Source organism: Methylococcus sp. S1M (assembly GCF_051295855.1).
Taxonomy (GTDB): Bacteria; Pseudomonadota; Gammaproteobacteria; order Methylococcales; family Methylococcaceae; genus Methylococcus; species Methylococcus capsulatus.
Genome location: NZ_JBPDXO010000027.1, coordinates 1 through 1,446 on the forward strand (window position 1 = coordinate 1; position 1,446 = coordinate 1,446).

The following is a 1,446-nucleotide window of genomic DNA, read 5'->3' on the forward strand; positions in this document are numbered from 1 at the left end:
GATGGCGCGATCTTCAAGAAATCCGGCACCGCGCTGGTCGCGGCAACGGCGGGCAGCGACTATCTGAACAACGCCTCTACGATTGATGGCGGTACGTTCTGATGTCCAACAAAATTCAGCACAAGCGCAATGCCACCTGGGGCAATATTCCCGCCCCCGAGCAGCTGGAGGACGGAGAGCTGGCGATCAATACCTTTGAGGGCAAGCTCTTTCTGAAAAGGTCAGCCAGCGACAACAAGGTGGTCGAGGTGGGAACGCTCGCGCCCCGTGTGGTAACGCTCTTGTACCCGACCGGTGTCGATGTCGTGCCGTTGTTTTACACGCCAACGTATTTTCCAGTTGGCTATTTGAAGGCGGTGCTCGTGGGAAGCGGCACGCCGTCGGTCACGTTCACGATCAAATATGGAACCAGTCTGGCTTCCGGCACTGAAATGGTTGTCGGCGGAGTGACATGCACGAACACCACCACGGGGATGACCTTATACAGCACCAGCTTTGACAATGACACCGTCCCGGCCGGGAACTGGGTATGGCTGGAGACCACGGCGATTGCCGGCTCGGTGATCGCGCTTCAGGTCACGCTCGTGGCAGGCTGACGCATGCCTACGGTTATCCTGACGAGTGGCACGACCTGGACCGTTCCGCATGGCGTCGCGATGCTGGACTCGGTCGAATGCTGGGGCGGCGGCGCACCGGGGAACAACGGCAACAACATTGGGTCCGGCGGCGGCGGCGCGTATTCGAAAACGATCAATCTGGCCGTCATACCGAATCAGACCTGCTATCTCCAAATCCCTGGAACGACGGCAATTTCCGGGGGTAGTCCAGCAGATTGCTGGTTTTCCAAGACGTCAAACTCGGCCCCCGCCGCCACGTCGGACGGCTGTCTGGCCAAGAGCGGCGCCAAATCCACCGGCACCGTCGGGGGTCAAGGCGGACAAGCCTCTGGCTGCGTCGGCGATGTCAAATATTCCGGCGGCAATGGCGGCTACAGGCCCGGCTTTGGCATGGGTGGTTCAGGCGGCGGCGCCTCGGCGTCTCCGTTCGGCGCCGGCGGCGACGGTAACACGCCTACCTCGGGATCAACAGGCGGCAACGGTGGTAACTCCCCAAGCGCGGGGAGCGGTGGGACGGCTGGTTCTGCTGGCGATAGCATTGCCGATGGTGGTGGCGGTGGCGGCGGGGGTAACGGGACGACCTTTGGATCCCCGGCCAGCGGAGCCGCCGGGGGCGCTCCTGGCGGCGGCGGCGGCCAGTCCGGCGCAAACGTTGGCGGCACCCACGCGGCCAGTGGCGGTCCAGGTGCGCGGGGGCAGATACGAATCACCTATCGCTATGCGACGCGGGCAATCGTGCGATGACCCTGCCCGCCGCCGACCTCAAGGCGATTTTCAATCTCGAGCCCAAGGCCGCGATCGCCTACCTCCAGCACAAGGGCTACAAGCT

Annotated in this window: 1 protein-coding gene; it reads left to right on the forward strand. The window is 63.2% G+C overall.

Going from position 1 to position 1,446, the window contains the following annotated elements; all coding sequences use genetic code 11:
- Positions 1-101: 101 nt before the first annotated feature.
- On the forward strand, positions 102-596 hold the full coding sequence (locus ACSHWJ_RS15905) for a hypothetical protein (RefSeq protein WP_010962123.1): 495 nt from the start codon (positions 102-104) through the stop codon (positions 594-596).
- The last annotated feature ends 850 nt before the right edge of the window (positions 597-1,446 follow it).

Excerpts from the sequence above, each read along its gene's own strand:
- ACSHWJ_RS15905 (WP_010962123.1), top strand. The coding sequence starts at position 102 with ATGTCCAACAAAATTCAGCACAAGCGCAATGCCACCTGGGGCAATATT.